At 68.5% G+C, this 16,510-nt stretch carries 19 protein-coding genes; 15 read left to right on the plus strand and 4 right to left on the minus strand.

Annotation, left to right across the window (positions count from 1 at the left end; genetic code table 11):
• Positions 1-76 precede the first annotated feature (76 nt).
• Positions 77-631, plus strand: a complete 555-nt coding sequence (locus H1Q64_RS04835; RefSeq protein ID WP_237904602.1) for a NifU family protein — start codon at positions 77-79, stop codon at positions 629-631.
• A 62-nt stretch (positions 632-693) separates the two neighbouring features.
• On the opposite strand, the gene H1Q64_RS04840 is transcribed toward H1Q64_RS04835, so the two are convergent.
• Complete coding sequence (locus H1Q64_RS04840) at positions 694-1,734, minus strand: polysaccharide deacetylase family protein (protein ID WP_237904603.1); 1,041 nt, start codon at positions 1,732-1,734, stop codon at positions 694-696.
• 231 nt (positions 1,735-1,965) lie between these two features.
• The gene (gene ddpX, locus H1Q64_RS04845) at positions 1,966-2,517 is read right to left on the minus strand and encodes a D-alanyl-D-alanine dipeptidase (protein ID WP_237904604.1); all 552 of its coding nucleotides are present in this window, start codon (positions 2,515-2,517) and stop codon (positions 1,966-1,968) included.
• A 101-nt stretch (positions 2,518-2,618) separates the two neighbouring features.
• Here ddpX and tsaB point away from each other — a divergent pair, with 101 nt between their 5' ends.
• Both tsaB and H1Q64_RS04855 read left to right on the plus strand, forming a co-directional pair.
• Positions 2,619-3,305, plus strand: coding sequence for a tRNA (adenosine(37)-N6)-threonylcarbamoyltransferase complex dimerization subunit type 1 TsaB (gene tsaB / locus H1Q64_RS04850; protein WP_237904605.1), 687 nt, complete (start codon positions 2,619-2,621; stop codon positions 3,303-3,305).
• Positions 3,302-3,814: a GNAT family N-acetyltransferase gene (locus H1Q64_RS04855; RefSeq protein ID WP_237904606.1), complete on the plus strand. Its 513-nt coding sequence runs from the start codon at positions 3,302-3,304 to the stop codon at positions 3,812-3,814. Before tsaB ends, H1Q64_RS04855 begins: the two co-directional genes overlap by 4 nt.
• 3 nt (positions 3,815-3,817) lie before the next feature.
• Here H1Q64_RS04855 and H1Q64_RS04860 read toward each other — a convergent pair whose 3' ends face one another.
• Positions 3,818-4,108, minus strand: coding sequence for a sulfurtransferase TusA family protein (locus H1Q64_RS04860; RefSeq protein WP_014238868.1), 291 nt, complete (start codon positions 4,106-4,108; stop codon positions 3,818-3,820).
• A 55-nt stretch (positions 4,109-4,163) separates the two neighbouring features.
• Here H1Q64_RS04860 and H1Q64_RS04865 point away from each other — a divergent pair, with 55 nt between their 5' ends.
• The 11 genes from H1Q64_RS04865 to trmB all read left to right on the plus strand — a co-directional run bounded on the left by H1Q64_RS04865 (position 4,164) and on the right by trmB (position 15,386).
• Positions 4,164-4,580, plus strand: a complete 417-nt coding sequence (locus H1Q64_RS04865; protein ID WP_014238866.1) for a MucR family transcriptional regulator — start codon at positions 4,164-4,166, stop codon at positions 4,578-4,580.
• A gap of 311 nt (positions 4,581-4,891) precedes the next feature.
• Positions 4,892-5,716: a GNAT family N-acetyltransferase gene (locus H1Q64_RS04870; protein WP_174440254.1), complete on the plus strand. Its 825-nt coding sequence runs from the start codon at positions 4,892-4,894 to the stop codon at positions 5,714-5,716.
• Between the two features lie 28 nt (positions 5,717-5,744).
• Positions 5,745-6,578: a lysophospholipid acyltransferase family protein gene (locus H1Q64_RS04875; RefSeq protein WP_237904607.1), complete on the plus strand. Its 834-nt coding sequence runs from the start codon at positions 5,745-5,747 to the stop codon at positions 6,576-6,578.
• 259 nt (positions 6,579-6,837) lie between these two features.
• A complete protein-coding gene (miaB, locus tag H1Q64_RS04880; RefSeq protein WP_237904608.1) occupies positions 6,838-8,226 on the plus strand; it encodes a tRNA (N6-isopentenyl adenosine(37)-C2)-methylthiotransferase MiaB in 1,389 nt (462 codons plus the stop codon).
• Between the two features lie 5 nt (positions 8,227-8,231).
• Positions 8,232-9,335, plus strand: a complete 1,104-nt coding sequence (locus H1Q64_RS04885) for a PhoH family protein (RefSeq protein WP_237904912.1) — start codon at positions 8,232-8,234, stop codon at positions 9,333-9,335.
• Positions 9,335-9,865, plus strand: a complete 531-nt coding sequence (gene ybeY, locus H1Q64_RS04890; protein ID WP_237904609.1) for an rRNA maturation RNase YbeY — start codon at positions 9,335-9,337, stop codon at positions 9,863-9,865. Before H1Q64_RS04885 ends, ybeY begins: the two co-directional genes overlap by 1 nt.
• Entirely contained in the window at positions 9,862-10,779 is a 918-nt protein-coding gene (locus H1Q64_RS04895; protein WP_038530302.1) for a hemolysin family protein, read from the plus strand. Before ybeY ends, H1Q64_RS04895 begins: the two co-directional genes overlap by 4 nt.
• 174 nt (positions 10,780-10,953) lie before the next feature.
• The gene (gene lnt / locus H1Q64_RS04900) at positions 10,954-12,561 is read left to right on the plus strand and encodes an apolipoprotein N-acyltransferase (RefSeq protein ID WP_237904610.1); all 1,608 of its coding nucleotides are present in this window, start codon (positions 10,954-10,956) and stop codon (positions 12,559-12,561) included.
• 113 nt (positions 12,562-12,674) lie between these two features.
• Complete coding sequence (locus H1Q64_RS04905; RefSeq protein WP_237904611.1) at positions 12,675-13,163, plus strand: helix-turn-helix domain-containing protein; 489 nt, start codon at positions 12,675-12,677, stop codon at positions 13,161-13,163.
• Between the two features lie 255 nt (positions 13,164-13,418).
• A complete protein-coding gene (gene metK, locus H1Q64_RS04910; RefSeq protein ID WP_014238855.1) occupies positions 13,419-14,588 on the plus strand; it encodes a methionine adenosyltransferase in 1,170 nt (389 codons plus the stop codon).
• An 87-nt stretch (positions 14,589-14,675) separates the two neighbouring features.
• Complete coding sequence (gene trmB / locus H1Q64_RS04915) at positions 14,676-15,386, plus strand: tRNA (guanine(46)-N(7))-methyltransferase TrmB (protein ID WP_237904612.1); 711 nt, start codon at positions 14,676-14,678, stop codon at positions 15,384-15,386.
• On the opposite strand, the gene H1Q64_RS04920 is transcribed toward trmB, so the two are convergent.
• The gene (locus tag H1Q64_RS04920) at positions 15,364-15,678 is read right to left on the minus strand and encodes an antibiotic biosynthesis monooxygenase family protein (protein WP_237904613.1); all 315 of its coding nucleotides are present in this window, start codon (positions 15,676-15,678) and stop codon (positions 15,364-15,366) included. The genes trmB and H1Q64_RS04920 overlap by 23 nt on opposite strands.
• Before the next feature lie 304 nt (positions 15,679-15,982).
• On the opposite strand from H1Q64_RS04920, the gene rimP reads away from it, so the two are divergent.
• Positions 15,983-16,468 (plus strand): ribosome maturation factor RimP, encoded by a 486-nt coding sequence (gene rimP / locus H1Q64_RS04925; RefSeq protein WP_237904614.1) that lies wholly within the window; start codon positions 15,983-15,985, stop codon positions 16,466-16,468.
• Positions 16,469-16,510: the final 42 nt, after the last annotated feature.

A 16,510-nucleotide genomic window follows, 5' to 3' on the forward strand; every position in this document is an offset into this window, starting at 1 on the left:
CTTGATCTGTCGGGGGATTCTGCCCAAGTTTCGCCTACGCCGCCAGTGTTGTTCGGCGCCGATGGAGGATATCACCATGTTCATTCAGACCGAGCAGACGCCCAACCCGGCGACTCTCAAGTTCCTGCCGGGGCGTGACGTGCTCGGACGCGGCACCGCGGACTTTCCGTCCCGCGATGTCGCCACCGCTTCGCCGCTGGCCCAGCGGCTGTTCGAGATCGACGGGGTCCAGGGCGTCTTCCTGGGCGCCGACTTCGTGACCATCACCAAGGCCGGCGACAAGGAGTGGTTCCTGCTGAAGCCGTCGATCCTCGGCGTCATCATGGAGCATTTCACCGCCAACCGCCCGGTGCTGCTGGAAGAGGCGGCCGGCGACGGCCACGCCGCCAGCGCGGACGACGATGAGATCGTCACCCAGATCAAGGAGCTGCTGGACACCCGCGTGCGCCCCGCGGTGGCCCAGGACGGCGGCGACATCACCTTCTACGGCTTCGAGGAGGGCGTGGTGTATCTGGAGATGAAGGGGGCCTGCTCCGGCTGCCCCAGCTCCACCGCCACGCTGAAGGCCGGCATCGAGAACATGCTGCGCCACTACATCCCCGAGGTGGTCGAGGTCCGCGCCGTCCGCTGACGGCATCCACCGGACGGGCGCGGTCCGAACGGACGGACCGCGCCCGTCCGGTGTCTCTCCACCTATTCCGGAACCACGAACTGCATGCCCAGCCAGCGCCAGCGTCCTTCGGGGCCCGGCAGGGTGCAGTTCACGCGCGTGCGGCCCGGCGGGAAGGGGTCGCGGATGCGCACCTCCACCCGGTCCTCGGTCACGCGCTCCAGCGCCGTCCGGCCCTGGCCGGCGGCGAAACAGGCCAGCCGCGCGATGTCGCCGATCTCGTCCGACACAGTGAAGCCGATGGACGGCGGGTTGACGGTCAGCAGCGGATCGTCGGGCGTCAGGTCGGTCACCGGCAGCGGCAGCGCGTTGGCGGCCAGCCGGAAGCGGTCGACGCTGCCGAAACTCTCGTTCATCACGAAGCGGGGCAGGGTCGCCCGGTCGGCCTGCGGGTGCAGGACGCCCGACTGCTGGCCGAAGGCGGCGGCGAAGCCCTGCTCCGTCACGATGGTCCGCAGCGCCGACGACACCTCGCCCTGTGGGTAGGCGAACAGGGTGGGGCGCTGGCCGGTCTCCGCCTGCAGCCGGTCGGCCATGCGGCGGAGCTCCGCCTTCACCTCGTCGGCGGGGCGGGACACCAGCGATTGGGTGGAGGCGCCGAGCCCGCCGAGGGTGACCCCGGCGGCGGCGAGTTGGCGCACCTCCGCCCAGCTCATATGGGCGGGCGACCCGCGGTCGATGGCGTCGGTCGCCACGAACAGGGTGAAGGGAAGCCCCGCCGCCTTCAGCCGCGGCCACGCCTCGCGGAAGGCGGAGCGGCTGGCCTCGTCGATGGTGATCGCCACCGTCCGGTCGGGCAGCGGCGCGCCGCTGCGCAACGCCTCCAGGATACGGGGCAGGGGCAGGACCTGGTAATCCCCGTCCTGAAGCTCGTCCAGATGGGCTTCGAACTGGTCGATCCGGATGCTGATGGATGGGGTCTGGTCCTCGCCGAAGCGGTCGTAGGCGAAGACGACGGCGGTGTTCGTGGTTCCGTCTGCCGCAACGCCGGGGCTTCCCGCCAGGGCCTGGAAGGCCCAGGCGGCGGCCACGGCGAAGAGGGTGGCGGCGCGGCGGAACGGCATGGCGGCCTGTCGTGGGTCCGGAACGGTCGCGCGGCCGGACGAGGGTCCGGGCTGCGCCACGGCTGGTGTGGCACAGGCACGCCGCCGGGAACAAGTCCGCAACACATACGCTGTGCTTCGCGCGCTTTCGTGATGCAGCCTTGCAACAACCCCTATGACACTAGGCCCTATGGCGCCCGGCCGCCGACGGGGCGCCCGCGGCCGGACCGCCAGGGGCCGGATCGCCAGGGATCAGCCCATCATCAGGCCACCCAGCGCCGCGTCGGTCAGCAGGGGGTAGCGCTGCTCGTCCGGCAGTTGATAGTGCCACCACTCGCAGCTGTAATGCCGCCAGCCCGCCGCCGTCATGACGCCGAGAAGGGCGGCGCGGTTGCGCTGCTGCTCGGTGGTCAGGTCGGTGCGGCCATGGTGGGACTGTTCGGTCATGTCGTCGAAGCCGGTGCCCATGTCCAGCGGGCGCCCCGTTCCGTCGGTCAGCGTCAGATCCACCGCGATGCCGCGGGAATGGGTGGAGCCGCCCGCCGGATCGGCGATGTAGGACGGGTCGGGCAGCGCCCGCCACAAGGCCCATTGCGCCTCGACCGGGCGGAAGGCATCGTACAGCCGCAGCCGGCAGCCGATGCCGCGGGCCAGCCGGATCGCCGCACGCAGCGCCGCCGCCGCGTCGGGGTGCAGCAGGCAATGCGGGTGCCGGTAGATGGGCACCCCGGTCAGGTTGTCCGGTGTGGCGTAGAGCAGGTCGATGTCGACGTCGAAGTCCGGCGGTGCGATGGGTGTAAGCATGATCCATGCCGTCAGGGAAGACCGGGGCTGTCTAGCACGCTCTTGACCCAGGGCTGAAGTGGGGCTTTGAAGATGGCGGATTTGATGAAAGCGTGGGGGTCATGAGAGTTCTGGGACTGGACACGGCGACCTCCGGCTGTTCCGCCGCGCTGTGGGATGGCGGCGCCGTCACCGTGCGGCGGCGCGAGCCGATGGCCCGCGGGCAGGCGGAGGCGCTGGTGCCCCTGGCGCAGGCCGCGCTGGCGGAGGCCGGCTGCCCCTTCGACGCGCTCGACCGCATCGCCGTGACCGTCGGGCCGGGCGCCTTCACCGGCCTGCGCATCGCGCTGGCGGCGGCGCGCGGCTTCGCCCTGGCCGCCGGCCTGCCGGTGGTCGGGATCACCAGTTTCGACGCGGTCGTTCATGGATTGCCGGACGCGGAGCGGGATGGCCGCGCCGTGCTGGTCGCCGTGGACTCCCGCCGCACCGAGCCGTTCCTGCAACTCTTCCATCCGGACCTGACGCCGTTCGGCGAACCGGCGATGCTGGAGCCCGCCGCGGTGCCGGGCTGGCTGGACGAGCTGCTCGCCGGTGAAGCCGGTGCTGCGCCATTGCTGATCGCCGGGGATGGCGCGGCCGCGTTGCGCCCGCTTCTGGAAGGGCGTGCCGACACCGCTTTCGCCGCCGGGCCGGGCACGCCCGACGCCGCCGTGGTCGCCGCCCTGGGCGCCCGGCGTGAGGTCGGTCTGCCGGCCCAGCCCTTCTACCTGCGTCCGCCCGACGTCTCCCTGCCACGGAAGACGGCATGACGGTGGCCCCGCCCGAAACGTCCAACCCCCAGGCCTCCCATCCGGTGCGACTTCAGACCGTCGGCCTCGCCGACGCCGCGGTGATCGCAGCCTTGCAGCAGGGTTGCTTTCCCGACGATCCCTGGAGCGGCGAGGCGGTCGCAAGCCTGATCGGCCAGCCCGGCTTCTTCGCCGCGCTGGCCTTGCGGGAGGGCGTGGAGGGCGACGATCCGGTCGGCTTCCTGCTGGCGCGGGTCGCCGCGGAGGATGGCGAGATCATCGCCGTCGGCGTCCGGGCTGACGCGCGGGGGGAGGGCACCGGCCGGCGTCTGGTCGCGGCGGCGTTGGACGGCGCACGGGCGCTGGGCGCCACGGCGCTGTTCCTTGAAGTCGCCGAAGACAATGGTATGGCGCAATCCCTATATAAATCTTGTGGCTTCTTTGCCGTTGGCCGTCGTCCCGGTTATTACCGCAGGGCGGACGGAAGGGTTGCCGCCCTGGTGTTGCGGTATTCGTACACCGACAAATAAACCTTAACCTTTCTGAATCCACAAACGGTGCACCCCGTCCGGCTCATCCGGATTTTCGGGCGTCACGGCGAGAATGGAGTGACCCAGTTCGGCTAAGGATCGGGGTACATTCTCCAAGGGTTCGCCAGCGTTCAGCCGGACTTCAAGCGTCTGCCCGGCCGCCATGCGCTCCACCGACAACTTGGTCTTGACGAAGGTTAACGGGCACACCTCGCTGGTGATGTCCAAAAACAAATCCGGAGATTTTTTTTCGTACACTGCTTCCTCTTTAAGAGCAAAGGATGGATATTGCACGCGGCCACAAACCTCTTTATATGGAGAGGAACGCCAAGCTGCGGAGCAAGCTTACATGAGCAATGGTAACCCTTCCAACGCGCTGTTGTCTCTGACCACGGAGATCGTGGCGGCGCATGTCTCGAACAATACAGTCGCTCTCGGCGATCTTCCGACGCTGATTGAGCAGGTGTACAAGTCACTCGCGAATGTCGGGACCGAGCCGGTTGCGACTGAGGAGCGTCCGCAGCCCGCGGTGCCCATCAAGAAGTCCGTCACTCCCGACTACATTGTATGCCTGGAGGATGGCAAGAAGCTGAAGATGCTGAAGCGCCATCTGAAGACGGCCTACGACATGTCGCCGGAGGAATACCGCGACCGCTGGGGCCTGCCGGCCGACTATCCGATGGTCGCCCCGAACTACGCCCGCCAGCGCAGCTCGCTGGCCAAGCAGATCGGTCTCGGCACCCGCGCCCGCCGCGGCGCGGCCTAAGGTCCATCGGGCTTGTGCGTTGGTGTCCGGCGGACCGCCGCTGTTCGGTCCGCCCCGGAACCCCATCGCCCGGATGTGACCGTTTCTTCCTTCCCGCGTGATCATTTGCCGTCCCGCCTTGCCGCCGTCCCCGTTCGTCGGGGCCGGACCTTGTGGCTTGCCCGGAGTCCGGGCTTGCCGGGGGCGGGTTCGTCACGTCGCGGTTGACCGGCAACCGGCCATTCGTGTTATCCCTGTTCCGTGCCCGACGGGGCTCCGGAAGGAGAACCGGCGGTTGCCGCGACCCGAACAACGCCAGCGAAGCGTCGAGTATGGCTGATACAGGCACGGACCAGGGCAGCTCTTCGGATCTGCGCATGGGCTCCCTCGAAGTGCGGCTGGCCGAAAGCGCCGCCGAGATCGATTGGGCGCAGGCGCTGCGCTACCGCGTCTTCTACGAGGAGATGTCGGCGGTGCCGTCGCCGGACATGGCCGCGCGCCATCGCGACTTCGACGATTTCGACACCATCTGCGACCATCTGCTGGTCATCGACCACGCCCGCGGCGACGGACCGGAGTCCGTGGTCGGCACCTACCGGCTGATCCGCCGCCCGGCGGCGGCCAAGGCCGGGCGCTTCTATTCCAGCGACGAATACGACATCGGGCGGCTGCTCAGCTATCCGGGGGAGATCCTGGAGCTCGGGCGGTCCTGCGTCGACGCCGCCTACCGCACGCGCGGCAGCAGCATGCAGCTGCTGTGGCGCGGCATCGCGGCCTACGTCTTCCACCACGACATCGCGGTGATGTTCGGCTGCGCCAGCCTGCCGGGCACCGACCCGGTGGCGATGGCCGAACCGCTCGCCTACCTGCATCACTTCCATCTGGCCCCGGAGGAGTTGCGCCCCGTGGCGCTGCCGGAACGCTATGTCGGCATGGATCTGATGCCCCGCGACCAGATCGATCCGAAGCGCGCGCTGACCGTTCTGCCGCCGCTGATCAAGGGCTATCTGCGGCTGGGCGGCTTCATTGGCGACGGTGCGGTGATCGATCACCAGTTCAACACCACCGACGTGTCGATCGTGGTGAAGACCGACCTGATCACCAACAAGTATTCCAAGCATTACGAGCGGCGCAGCCGCGACGCCCAGATCGCGTGATCCGCGATTGCATCAGGAGACGGGTCGCATGACGGCGGTGGATGCAACCGGTGCGCGTGCCCTGGGGTCGCCGGTGCGGGGCGGGCTTCGTCTGGCCGTCTATCTGCTGTGGACGCTCCTGCTGGTCCCTGTGCAGGCGCTGGCCGTCGCTGTGCGCTCGCCGCTGCGCTTCCGGATACCGCGGTTCTACCACCGGGTCTGCGCCGCCATCCTGGGCATTGGCGTCGTGGTGCGCGGCGAGCGCGCGGCAAACGGGCCGGTGCTGTTCGTCTCCAACCATTCCTCCTACCTCGACATCACGGTGCTGGGGTCGGTCATTCCGGGCTCCTTCGTGGCGAAGAGCGAGGTCGCCGGCTGGCCCTTCTTCGGGGCGCTGGCGAAGCTCCAGCAGACCGTCTTCGTGGAGCGCAAGGCCCGCTCCGGGGTGGAGAAGCAGCGCGACGAGCTGGGCGCCCGGCTGGACGCCGGCGACAGCCTGATCCTGTTCCCCGAGGGCACCTCCAGCGACGGCAACCGCACGCTCCCCTTCAAGACGGCGCTGTTCGCGGTGGCCGCCCGGCGCATCGGGGACCGGCCGCTGACCGTGCAGCCGGTCAGCATCGCGCCGACGCGGCTGGACGGCATCCCGATGGGGATCGCCTTCCGTCCCTGTTACGCGTGGTACGGCGACATGGATCTCGCCCCCCATCTGTGGACCGTCTTCACGCTGGGCCGCATGACGGTGGAGGTGGAGTTCCACCCCCCGGTGACCATCGACGGCTTCTCCAGCCGGAAGGCCCTGGCCGACCATTGCCAGCGCGCCGTGGCGCGTGGCGTGGAGCGCGCGGTGTCCGGAAAGCCGCTGCCCATCGTCATCCCGTGATGGAAACTTTCCACACCGCGGAATGGGCCGCGAAACGAATGATCGGCTCGCGGGCACGATTGACTCGTTTTCCCGCAGTCGTGCTACCATATCGGCTGGGTGCGATGCCGCGACGCGGCGGGTCGCGCGCCGGATTGCGCCGCCTGGACCGGTGCCGTCCAGGCGCGCGTTTTTGCATTGGTCGAGATCGCGGCTGGCCAAGATACAATTGGCCGAATTCGCGTTTGGTCCGGATCGTTCAGCGCTGTGGAAGGGATCGTTGAGTAAGAAGCTCTTCATCAAGACCTGGGGTTGCCAGATGAATGTCTACGACTCCGCCCGCATGGCGGATGTCCTGGCACCCCTGGGATACCGGCCGGTGGACGAGCCGGACGGCGCCGACATGGTGATCCTCAACACCTGCCACATCCGCGAAAAGGCCTCTGAGAAGGTGTTCTCGGAACTGGGCCGCCTGCGCCAGCTCAAGGACGTCAAGGCCGAGGTCGGCGACGGCCGGATGATCGTCGCCGTGGCCGGCTGTGTCGCCCAGGCCGAGGGCGAGGAGATCGTCGCCCGCGCGCCCTTCGTGGACATGGTGTTCGGGCCGCAGACCTATCACACCCTGCCGGAAATGGTGGCAAAGGCCAGCCGCAAGGCAGGCAGCGTGCTCAACACCGACTTCCCCGTGGAGTCCAAGTTCGACTTCCTGCCGGACGAGAGCGCCAACCAGGGAGTCTCCGCCTTCCTGGCGGTGCAGGAGGGTTGCGACAAGTTCTGCACCTTCTGCGTGGTGCCCTACACCCGCGGCGCCGAGTTCTCGCGGCCCGGCGCCCAGATCGTGGCGGAGGCCCGGCGCCTCGTCGCCGGCGGCACGCGGGAGATCAACCTGCTCGGCCAGAACGTCAACGCCTGGCACGGGGAAGGGCCGGACGGCACCACCTGGGGCCTCGGACGGCTGGTCCGCGAACTGGCGGACATCGACGGGCTGGAGCGCATCCGCTACACCACCTCGCACCCGCGCGACATGGAGGACGACCTCATCCGCGCCCACGCCGAGGTGCCGCAGCTCATGCCCTACCTGCATCTTCCGGTGCAGGCGGGGTCGGACCGCGTGCTGGCGGCGATGAACCGCAAGCACACGGCGGACGACTACCGCCGCATCGTCGACCGGCTGCGCGCCGCCAAGCCGGACCTGGCGCTGTCGGGCGACTTCATCGTCGGCTTCCCCGGCGAGAGCGACGCCGACTTCGCGGCGACCCTGCGCCTCGTCACCGACGTCGGCTACGCCCAGGCCTATTCGTTCAAGTACAGCGCGCGTCCCGGCACCCCGGCGGCGCTGGAGCACGGCCAGCTGCCGGAGGACGTCAAGGACGCCCGTCTGGCCGCGCTCCAGCAGTTGCTGAACGCGCAGCAGCAGGCCTTCAATGAGAGCTTCGTCGGGCGCACCGTGCCGGTCCTGTTCGACCGCGTCGGCAAGCGCGCCGGCCAGCTCCTCGGCAAGAGCCCCTATCTGCAGTCGGTGCACGCCGACGCCAACGAGCGGCTGCTCGGCCGCATCGTCGAGGTGCGCATCGACGCCGCCCATCCGAACAGCCTTGCCGGCAGCGTGGCGACCGGTGAATACCGCAGCTCCGCCACCGGCACGCAACCCGTGGAGGCGACCGTTTGAACGGCTTGCCCGATCAGCGCCCTGACCCGCGCTCCGATCAACGCCCAGATCAACGGATTGATCTGAACTTCGACGACAACCGGCTACTGCCGATGCTGTACGGGGAGCATGACCGCCACCTCGCCCGCATCGAGAACCAGCTGGGCGTTTCCCTGATTTCCCGCGGCAACATGCTGACCATCGCCGGTCCGGCGGAATCGTCGGAAGCCGCGCGTTCGGCCATCGACGCCCTCTATGAGCGGCTGAAGCGCGGCATGACCGTCGGCACCGGCGAGGTGGACGCCGCCGTCCGCATGGCGACCGGCGTGGGCGGTGCCGTGCGCGACCAGAATCTGGCGACGCTCAGCCGTGGCGAGGTCGCGGTGCGCACCCGCCGCAAGGGCGCCATCACCCCGCGTTCCCCCATGCAGGCGGCCTATCTCCAAGCTCTGGCGGAAAGCGAGATGGTCTTCGGGCTCGGCCCGGCCGGCACCGGCAAGACCTACCTCGCCGTTGCGCAGGCGGTGGCGCTGCTGACCACCGGTCAGGTCGACCGCATCATCCTCTCGCGCCCCGCCGTCGAGGCGGGGGAGCGGCTGGGCTTCCTGCCCGGCGACCTCAAGGAGAAGGTGGACCCCTATCTGCGCCCGCTCTACGACGCGCTGCACGACATGCTGCCTGCGGAGCAGGTGAAGAAGCGGCTGGAGTCCGGCGAGATCGAGATCGCGCCGCTCGCCTTCATGCGCGGCCGCACGCTCGCCAACGCCTTCGTCATCCTGGACGAGGCGCAGAACACCACGCCCATGCAGATGAAGATGTTCCTCACCCGCCTGGGCGAGGGGGGCCGCATGGCGGTCACCGGCGACATCTCCCAGACCGACCTGCCGGCCGGCGCCAAGTCCGGCCTGCGCGAGGCGCTGGACATCCTGGAGGGGGTGGAGGGCATCCGCTTCGTCCAGTTCACCGCCGCCGACGTGGTGCGCCACCCGCTGGTCGCGCGCATCATCCGCGCCTATGACCGTGCCGAGGGCGCCCGCGCCGAAAGCGACCGCACCGATGGCCGGCGCAAGCCCGCCCCCCGGCAGGCCGCCGTCGTGGACGACGAGCCGGACGCGGAGGGAACACCGTGATGGCCGTCGATGTCGTCGTTTCACGTGAAGCGGGCGATTGGGCGGACAACGCCGAATGGCTGTGCGAACGGGCGGCGCTCGCCGCGCTCTCCGTTACCTACGACGAGGATGAGGGGCCGGCGGAGCTGTCCGTCGTGCTGGCCGACGACGCTCTGGTGCACCGACTGAACCGCGAATACCGTGGCAAGGACAAGCCGACCAACGTGCTGTCCTTCGCCCTGACCGAAGCGGAGGAGCCCGAACTGGGCGAGGACGCGCCGGTCATGCTGGGCGACGTGATCCTGGCCTGGGAGACCGTCGCCCGTGAAGCCGCCGAGCAGGGTAAAACACCTTCGGACCATATGACCCACCTTGTGGTGCATGGCGTTCTTCATTTGCTCGGGTATGATCATGAGACGGACGACGAGGCCGAGGAGATGGAGCAGCTCGAAACCGACGTGCTCGCGACCCTCGACATCGCCGATCCGTACGCCGCCACGCGCTCTCCGCCCGGGGAGCCGAACTTGGACGAACAACCACCGGACCGATGAGCGAGATTTCCGACAGTCGAACGCCCCGTGAAGACGGGGCCGAAGATCAGCAATCCTTGGGCCACCTGTTTCGCGGGTGGATGAGGACCGTCCTGGGGGGGCGCGACGACGCCACCCTGCGCGCCACGATCGAAGACCTGATCGAGGATCAGGACAGCGGCGAGGGATCGCTGGGGGCGGGCGAGCGCGCTTTGCTCGCCAATATCCTGAAGCTGCGCGACCGCACCGTCGACGACGTGATGGTGCCCCGCGCGGACATCGTGGCGGTCGATGTGGACACCCCGTTCCCCGCCCTCGTTCAGCGCATGGCGGAGGAAGCCCATTCCCGCCTGCCGGTGTTCCGTGAAACGCTCGACGACGTCGTCGGCATGGTCCACATCAAGGACGTGCTCGTGGCGATGGCCAGCCGGACGCCGGTCGAACTCAAGGACATCGTGCGCGATCTCAGCATCGTCGCGCCCAGCATGCCGGTGGTCGACCTGCTGGTGCAGATGCGCCAGAAGCGCCAGCACATGGCGCTGGTGGTCGACGAGTTCGGCGGCATCGACGGCCTCGTCACCATCGAGGATCTGGTCGAGGAGATCGTCGGCGAGATCGAGGACGAGCATGACGAAGAGGCGACCCCCCATTTCGTCGAACGTCCCGACGGCACGATCCTCGCCGACGCCCGTGTCTCCATCGAGGATTTCGAGGACCGCGTCGGCGCCTTCCTGACCGAGGAGGAGCGCGAGGAGGTTGACACGCTCGGTGGTCTCGTCGTCTCGCTGGCCGGACGCGTGCCCGGTCGCGGGGAAATGCTGACCCATCCCTCCGGCCTGGAGTTCGAGATCGTCGAGGCCGACCCCCGCCGCATCAAGCGGCTGCGCGTCCGCACCGCCCCCGCTGAGAACTCCGCCCTGGCCGAGGTCGGGTAAGCCCCTCGGGGTTTTTCACCACGAAGACACGAAGGACACAAAGACGGCACAAAGAGGCTCTACCGCATCCCCGGACCCACCGGTGAAGCGGGAGCCTCTTTGTGCCCCTCTTCGTGTCTTCGCGCCTTCGTGGTGACGTCGTTTCCAGCCTATTCGTATCCGGAGTGCCACCCCTTGACCGCCACCGACATGACGACCCACCCGGCCCGGCTGGGCCGCCTGTCCGCCGGTCTGGCCGGGCTGACCGGTTGGCGCCGGCTGCTGGCGGCGGCGGGATTCGGCGGGCTGGCGACGCTCGCCCTGCCGCCGGCCGGAGCGGTGCCGCTGCTGCTGATCGCCTTTCCCGGGCTGCTCTGGCTGCTCGACGGGGCCAGGACCAAGCGGCAGGCCTTCGCGGTGGGCTGGTTCTTCGGCTTTGGCCATCACCTGCTCGGCCTCTACTGGATCAGCGCGGCTCTGTTCACCGACATCGAGCGCTTCTGGTGGGCGCTGCCGCTGTCGGCGGCGGGGCTGCCCATCCTGCTGGCGATGTTCACCGGCTTCGCCACGCTGCTGGTCTGGATGCTGCGGGGCAGGGGGCTGGGGCTGGGGCTGGGGCTGGGGCGGGTGTTCCTGTTCGCCGCCTCCTGGGCGCTGTTCGAATGGCTGCGCGGCCATGTCTTCACCGGCTTCCCATGGAACCTCGTCGGCTATGGCTGGACGGGCTTTCTGCCGGTTCTGCAGGGCGTCTCGCTGATCGGCATTTATGGCCTCAGCCTGCTGACCGTGCTGGTGGCGTCGCTGCCGGCGGGCTTGGCCGACACGGCGGTGCCGCGCCGCCGCGCCTGGGGGGCGCTGGCCGCCGGGCTGGCGCTGTTCGCGGCGCTGGGCGCCTGGGGCGGGCTGCGGCTGGCCGGGGCGTCCGACGCGGCGGTGCCCGGCGTGCGGCTGCGGCTCGTCCAGCCGGCCATCGACCAGCGGCTGAAATGGGCGGCGGGCGAGCGGGTGCGCAACGTCCAGCAGCAGATGGAACTCTCCGCCGCTCCATCCAGCGAGCCGATCACTCACGTGATCTGGGCGGAGACCGCGGTGCCGCTGTTCCTCGACCAGGACGCCCGCCTGCGTCAGGCGCTGGGGTCGGTCACGCCGCCCGGCGGGCTGATCATCACCGGGGTGCCGCGCATGGAGGCCGGACCGGAGGGCGCGCCGCTCTATTACAACAGCTTGGCGGCGGTCGACGGCAGCGGCGCGGTGACGGGGCGCTTCGACAAGTTCCACCTCGTGCCCTTCGGCGAATACATGCCGCTGCGCCGCTGGCTGCCGGTCGGGGCCATCGCCGGCAACGGGGCCGAGTTCTCCGCCGGGCCGGGGCCGGTGTCGCTCGATCTCAAGGGCCTGCCGCCGGTCAGCCCGCTGATCTGCTACGAGGTGATCTTTCCCGGCGCCGTTCTGCCGAGCGGTGAAGATGGCGCCGGACGGCCGCGCTGGATGCTGAACCTGACCAACGACGCCTGGTACGGCAACACCGCCGGCCCGTACCAGCACTTCGCCATCGCCCGGACCCGCGCGGTGGAGGAGGGGATGCCGCTGGTCCGCGTCGCCAACACCGGCATCTCCGGCGTGGTGGACGCCCACGGCCGCATCACAGCCATGCTGCCGCTTGGTCACAGGGGTGTGGTCGATGCGGCCTTGCCGGAAGCGCTGACCGCCCCCACTCTCTACGGACGTGTGGGCGATGGCGCGTTTGGGTTGCTTCTTTTGACCTGTTTCGCGGTGGGCCTGCGCGCACGACATCGCAGTTAGCGCATCCGAGACTCTTTTTTCAATCACGCGCATCGGGAGCGCTCGGGCGCGCTTGACTGCATACATGGATATGTCGTATCAAGGTTGCACAACTGTTTCAGGGAATTAGAGCAATGCAAGCAACGCCAGCGCGGGGCCGCCGGGCCACTGCCGGCCGTCCCAAGACGGGAAAGCCGAACCCGATCGACGTTCACGTCGGTTCCCGCGTCCGGTTGCGCCGGACCCTTCTGGGCATGAGCCAGGAAAAGCTGGGCGAGGCCATCGGCCTGACCTTCCAGCAGGTGCAGAAGTACGAGCGCGGCGCCAACCGCATCGGCGCGTCGCGCCTGTTCGACCTCAGCCGCGTCCTGGACGTGCCGGTGTCCTTCTTTTTCGACGACATGCCGGCGGAAGCCGCCGCGGCTCCGGTTGACGACGAAGAGGGCAACACCGCCGGTTTCGAGGAGCGTTCGGGCGGCTACGAGCCGGACCCGATGGCCAAGCGAGAGACGCTGGAGCTGGTGCGCGCCTACTACCGCATCAACGACCCGTCGGTGCGCAAGCGCCTGTTCGAGCTGACCAAGGCCGTCGCCAATTCCGGTATGGTCGAAGCGGCCGAATAACACGGTTTAGAGACCTGAGCCGAACAACCGGAAGCAATCCGGACGGCAGGAAGATTGGGGAACGCGGCCCTCCGGCCCGTTCCCCGATGTCGTTTCAAGGCGAATTTCCGCCGGTCTCCTCCAACCCCGGGGAGATCGCTTGACCTGGAACGCAAACCTTGTCACATACGGAAAATGACTGGCTTTCCGTGGGTGCTGCGCCGGTCTCCCAATTTAGTCTTGTTGAATAGCCCCCGCCCATTGCCGAGGTTCGTCGTGGCCAAGCTCAACTACGTGTTCACCAGCGAGTCCGTGTCCGAAGGCCATCCGGACAAGGTGTGCGACCGCATCTCCGACGCCATCGTCGATCTGTACCTGTCGCACGATCCCTACGCCCGCGTGGCGGTGGAAACGCTGGCGACCACCAACCAGATCGTGCTGGCTGGTGAGGTGCGCGGGCCGGAGAGCATCACCCCCGACATGCTGGTCCAGGTCGCCCGCGCCGCGGTGAAGGACATCGGCTACGAGCAGGACGGCTTCCATTGGGAGAAGATGGACGTCAAGTGCTTCGTCCACTCGCAGTCCGCCGACATCGCGGTCGGCGTCGACGCCGCGGGTGAGAAGGACGAGGGCGCCGGCGACCAGGGCATCATGTTCGGCTACGCCTGCAACGAGACGCCGGCGTTGATGCCGGCGCCGATCTATTACAGCCACGCCATCCTGAAGTCGCTGGCCGAGGCCCGCCATTCCGGCTCCGCTCCGCAGCTCGGCCCCGACGCCAAGAGCCAGGTGACGCTGCAGTACGAGAACGGCAAGCCGGTGCGCGCCACCGCGGTGGTCGTCTCCACCCAGCACGCCGACGGCCTGACCCAGGAGGAGGTGCGCGAGATCGTCCGTCCGCATGTCCTGAACGTCCTGCCCGCCGGCTGGATGTGCGACGAGGCGAACTTCTACGTCAACCCGACCGGCCGCTTCGTCATCGGCGGTCCGGACGGCGACGCCGGCCTGACCGGGCGCAAGATCATCGTCGACACCTACGGCGGTGCCGCGCCGCACGGCGGCGGCGCCTTCTCCGGCAAGGACCCGACCAAGGTCGACCGTTCCGCCGCCTACGCCGCGCGATACCTCGCCAAGAACGTGGTCGCCGCCGGCCTGGCCGAGCGTTGCACGATCCAGCTCTCCTACGCCATCGGCGTGTCGAAGCCGCTGTCGGTCTATGTCGACACCCACGGCACCGGCACGGTCGACGAGGACCGGCTGTCGGAGGTTCTGCAGAAGCTGGTGGACCTGTCCCCGCGCGGCATCCGCACGCATCTCGGCCTGAACAAGCCGGTCTACGCCCGCACCGCCGCCTACGGCCATTTCGGCCGCGAGGCCGAGGCCGACGGCGGCTTCTCCTGGGAGAAGACCGACCTCGTCAACGACCTGCGCGCCGCCTTCTTCTAAGACAGGCTTCTTCTAAGACCGGACCCGTCCGTCCGGGATGCAGGGGCCATGCGGCCCCTGCATTCGTTTTGGGACCCTGCTGTCACGATGACCGACTCCTTCCTGGACTCGTCCAAAAGGCTCTACGGGCGGCGCAAGGGGCGTCCGCTCCGCAAGCGCAAGACCGAACTGCTCGACGGGCTTTTGCCGTCGCTGGAAATCCCGGTGCCCCAGCCGGGCGACCGGATCGACCCCCACGCACTGTTCGCCAACCCCATGCGCGACGTCTGGCTGGAGGTCGGCTTCGGCAGCGGCCACCACATGGCGTGGCAGGCGGCGAACAACCGCGACGTCGGGGTGATCGGGGCCGAGCCCTTCATCAACGGCGTGGCCGGCCTGCTCAAGCTGGTGGACGACGAGGGCGTGCAGGACAATGTCCGCATCCTGCCGGACGACGCCCGCCCGCTGCTCGACGCCCTGCCGGACGCCTCCATCGGGCGCGCCTTCGTGCTGTTCGCCGATCCCTGGCCGAAGAAACGCCATTGGGAGCGCCGCTTCATCGGCCCGGACAACCTGCCGCGCCTCGCGCGCGTCCTGAAGGACGGGGCGGAGTTGCGTCTGGCCAGCGACGACATGGGGCTGGTGCGCTGGATGCTGGAGCACTCGGTCCGGCATCCCGATTTCGAATGGACCGCCCGCGGCCCGTCCGACTGGCGCCACCGCATCGCGGACTGGCCGCCCACCCGCTATGAGGAAAAGGCCATCGAGGCCGGGCGCAAGCCGGTCTTCATGCGCTTCATCCGCAAGGCGCGGGGGTAGACACCACCGGCTCCCCGTAATGCTCCACCAGCGGGAACGGATCGTAGAAGCAGTGGAGCAGGGCCTTCCAGCGGGCGTAGCGCTCGGACCCGCGGAAGCCTTCGGTGTGGTCCTCCAGCCGGTCCCAGCGGACGAGAAGAAGGTAGCGGTCCGGCGCCTCGAGGCAGGGCCGCACCTCCAGCCCGAGGAAACCCGGAGTAGCGGCGATCAGGGGCTGCGCCTCGGCCATCGCGCGTTCGAAGGCCGGGCCCTGGCCGGGTCTGACCGCCAGGAGGGCCGTTTCGAGGATCACGGTGAGCTGCCTTTCCAGGGTGTTTTCGGCAAGGTGCGAAGGCCGCCGAAGGCTTGACTTTACCCCGGCCGGACCCGCCCACCAAGCGCCTGGCATAGGACCTTGCGGAAAAGCGCTTGCGGCTTGCTCCGGAATGTCTATATTCACCGCATGAACCCATACGGATCGGCGGCTCGGGAAACCGGGCCGGCGGGACGCTTTGCGGGTGGGCCTTGGCCCACTTATTTTTTTATCAGCGTATGGAATCCTCGTGTTGGTCCCAGGGCGCTGTGCCAGGGGAGACCGCGGGGGCGGGTCAGGTGGAATGGAAGCAACCGGTCGTATCGAGCAGATCATCACGCCGTCGGTCGAGGCCATGGGCTACGAACTCGTGCGTGTGCAGTTGACCGGTGGGCAGCGCATGGTTCTGCAGGTCATGGCGGAGCGCGCCGACGGCGCGGCCATGACGGTCGAAGACTGCGCCGACATCAGCCGCGCGATCTCCGCGGTGCTCGACGTTGAAGATCCGATCAAGAGCGCCTACACGCTGGAGGTCAGTTCGCCCGGCATCGACCGGCCGCTGACCCGTCTGAAGGATTTCGAGCGTTTCGCCGGTTTCGAGGCCAAGCTGGAGACCCGGCTCGCCGTCGATGGCCGCAAGCGCTTTAAGGGCATGCTGAAGGGCGTCGACGACGGCCTCGTGTGCATCGAATCGGAACAGGGAGCCGCCCGGCTGGAGTTCGACAACATCCTGCGCGCCAAGCTGGTTTTGACGGATGAACTGATCCGCGCCAGCCAGGGCCAGGGTTGACGGCCGCTCCGGGCTTCACTCGAAGAACAAACGCCAGTCCAG

This window comes from Azospirillum brasilense (assembly GCF_022023855.1).
GTDB classification, from domain to species: Bacteria; Pseudomonadota; Alphaproteobacteria; order Azospirillales; family Azospirillaceae; genus Azospirillum; species Azospirillum brasilense_F.

Excerpts from the sequence above, each read along its gene's own strand:
- trmB (WP_237904612.1), top strand. The coding sequence starts at position 14,676 with ATGACCGACTCCTTCCTGGACTCGTCCAAAAGGCTCTACGGGCGGCGC.
- H1Q64_RS04870 (WP_174440254.1), top strand. The coding sequence starts at position 4,892 with ATGGCTGATACAGGCACGGACCAGGGCAGCTCTTCGGATCTGCGCATG.
- rimP (WP_237904614.1), top strand. The coding sequence starts at position 15,983 with ATGGAAGCAACCGGTCGTATCGAGCAGATCATCACGCCGTCGGTCGAG.
- H1Q64_RS04895 (WP_038530302.1), top strand. The coding sequence starts at position 9,862 with ATGAGCGAGATTTCCGACAGTCGAACGCCCCGTGAAGACGGGGCCGAA.
- H1Q64_RS04855 (WP_237904606.1), top strand. The coding sequence starts at position 3,302 with ATGACGGTGGCCCCGCCCGAAACGTCCAACCCCCAGGCCTCCCATCCG.
- H1Q64_RS04905 (WP_237904611.1), top strand. The coding sequence starts at position 12,675 with ATGCAAGCAACGCCAGCGCGGGGCCGCCGGGCCACTGCCGGCCGTCCC.
- tsaB (WP_237904605.1), top strand. The coding sequence starts at position 2,619 with ATGAGAGTTCTGGGACTGGACACGGCGACCTCCGGCTGTTCCGCCGCG.
- ybeY (WP_237904609.1), top strand. The coding sequence starts at position 9,335 with ATGGCCGTCGATGTCGTCGTTTCACGTGAAGCGGGCGATTGGGCGGAC.
- H1Q64_RS04865 (WP_014238866.1), top strand. The coding sequence starts at position 4,164 with ATGAGCAATGGTAACCCTTCCAACGCGCTGTTGTCTCTGACCACGGAG.
- H1Q64_RS04835 (WP_237904602.1), top strand. The coding sequence starts at position 77 with ATGTTCATTCAGACCGAGCAGACGCCCAACCCGGCGACTCTCAAGTTC.
- H1Q64_RS04875 (WP_237904607.1), top strand. The coding sequence starts at position 5,745 with ATGACGGCGGTGGATGCAACCGGTGCGCGTGCCCTGGGGTCGCCGGTG.
- H1Q64_RS04840 (WP_237904603.1), bottom strand. The coding sequence starts at position 1,734 with ATGCCGTTCCGCCGCGCCGCCACCCTCTTCGCCGTGGCCGCCGCCTGG.
- ddpX (WP_237904604.1), bottom strand. The coding sequence starts at position 2,517 with ATGCTTACACCCATCGCACCGCCGGACTTCGACGTCGACATCGACCTG.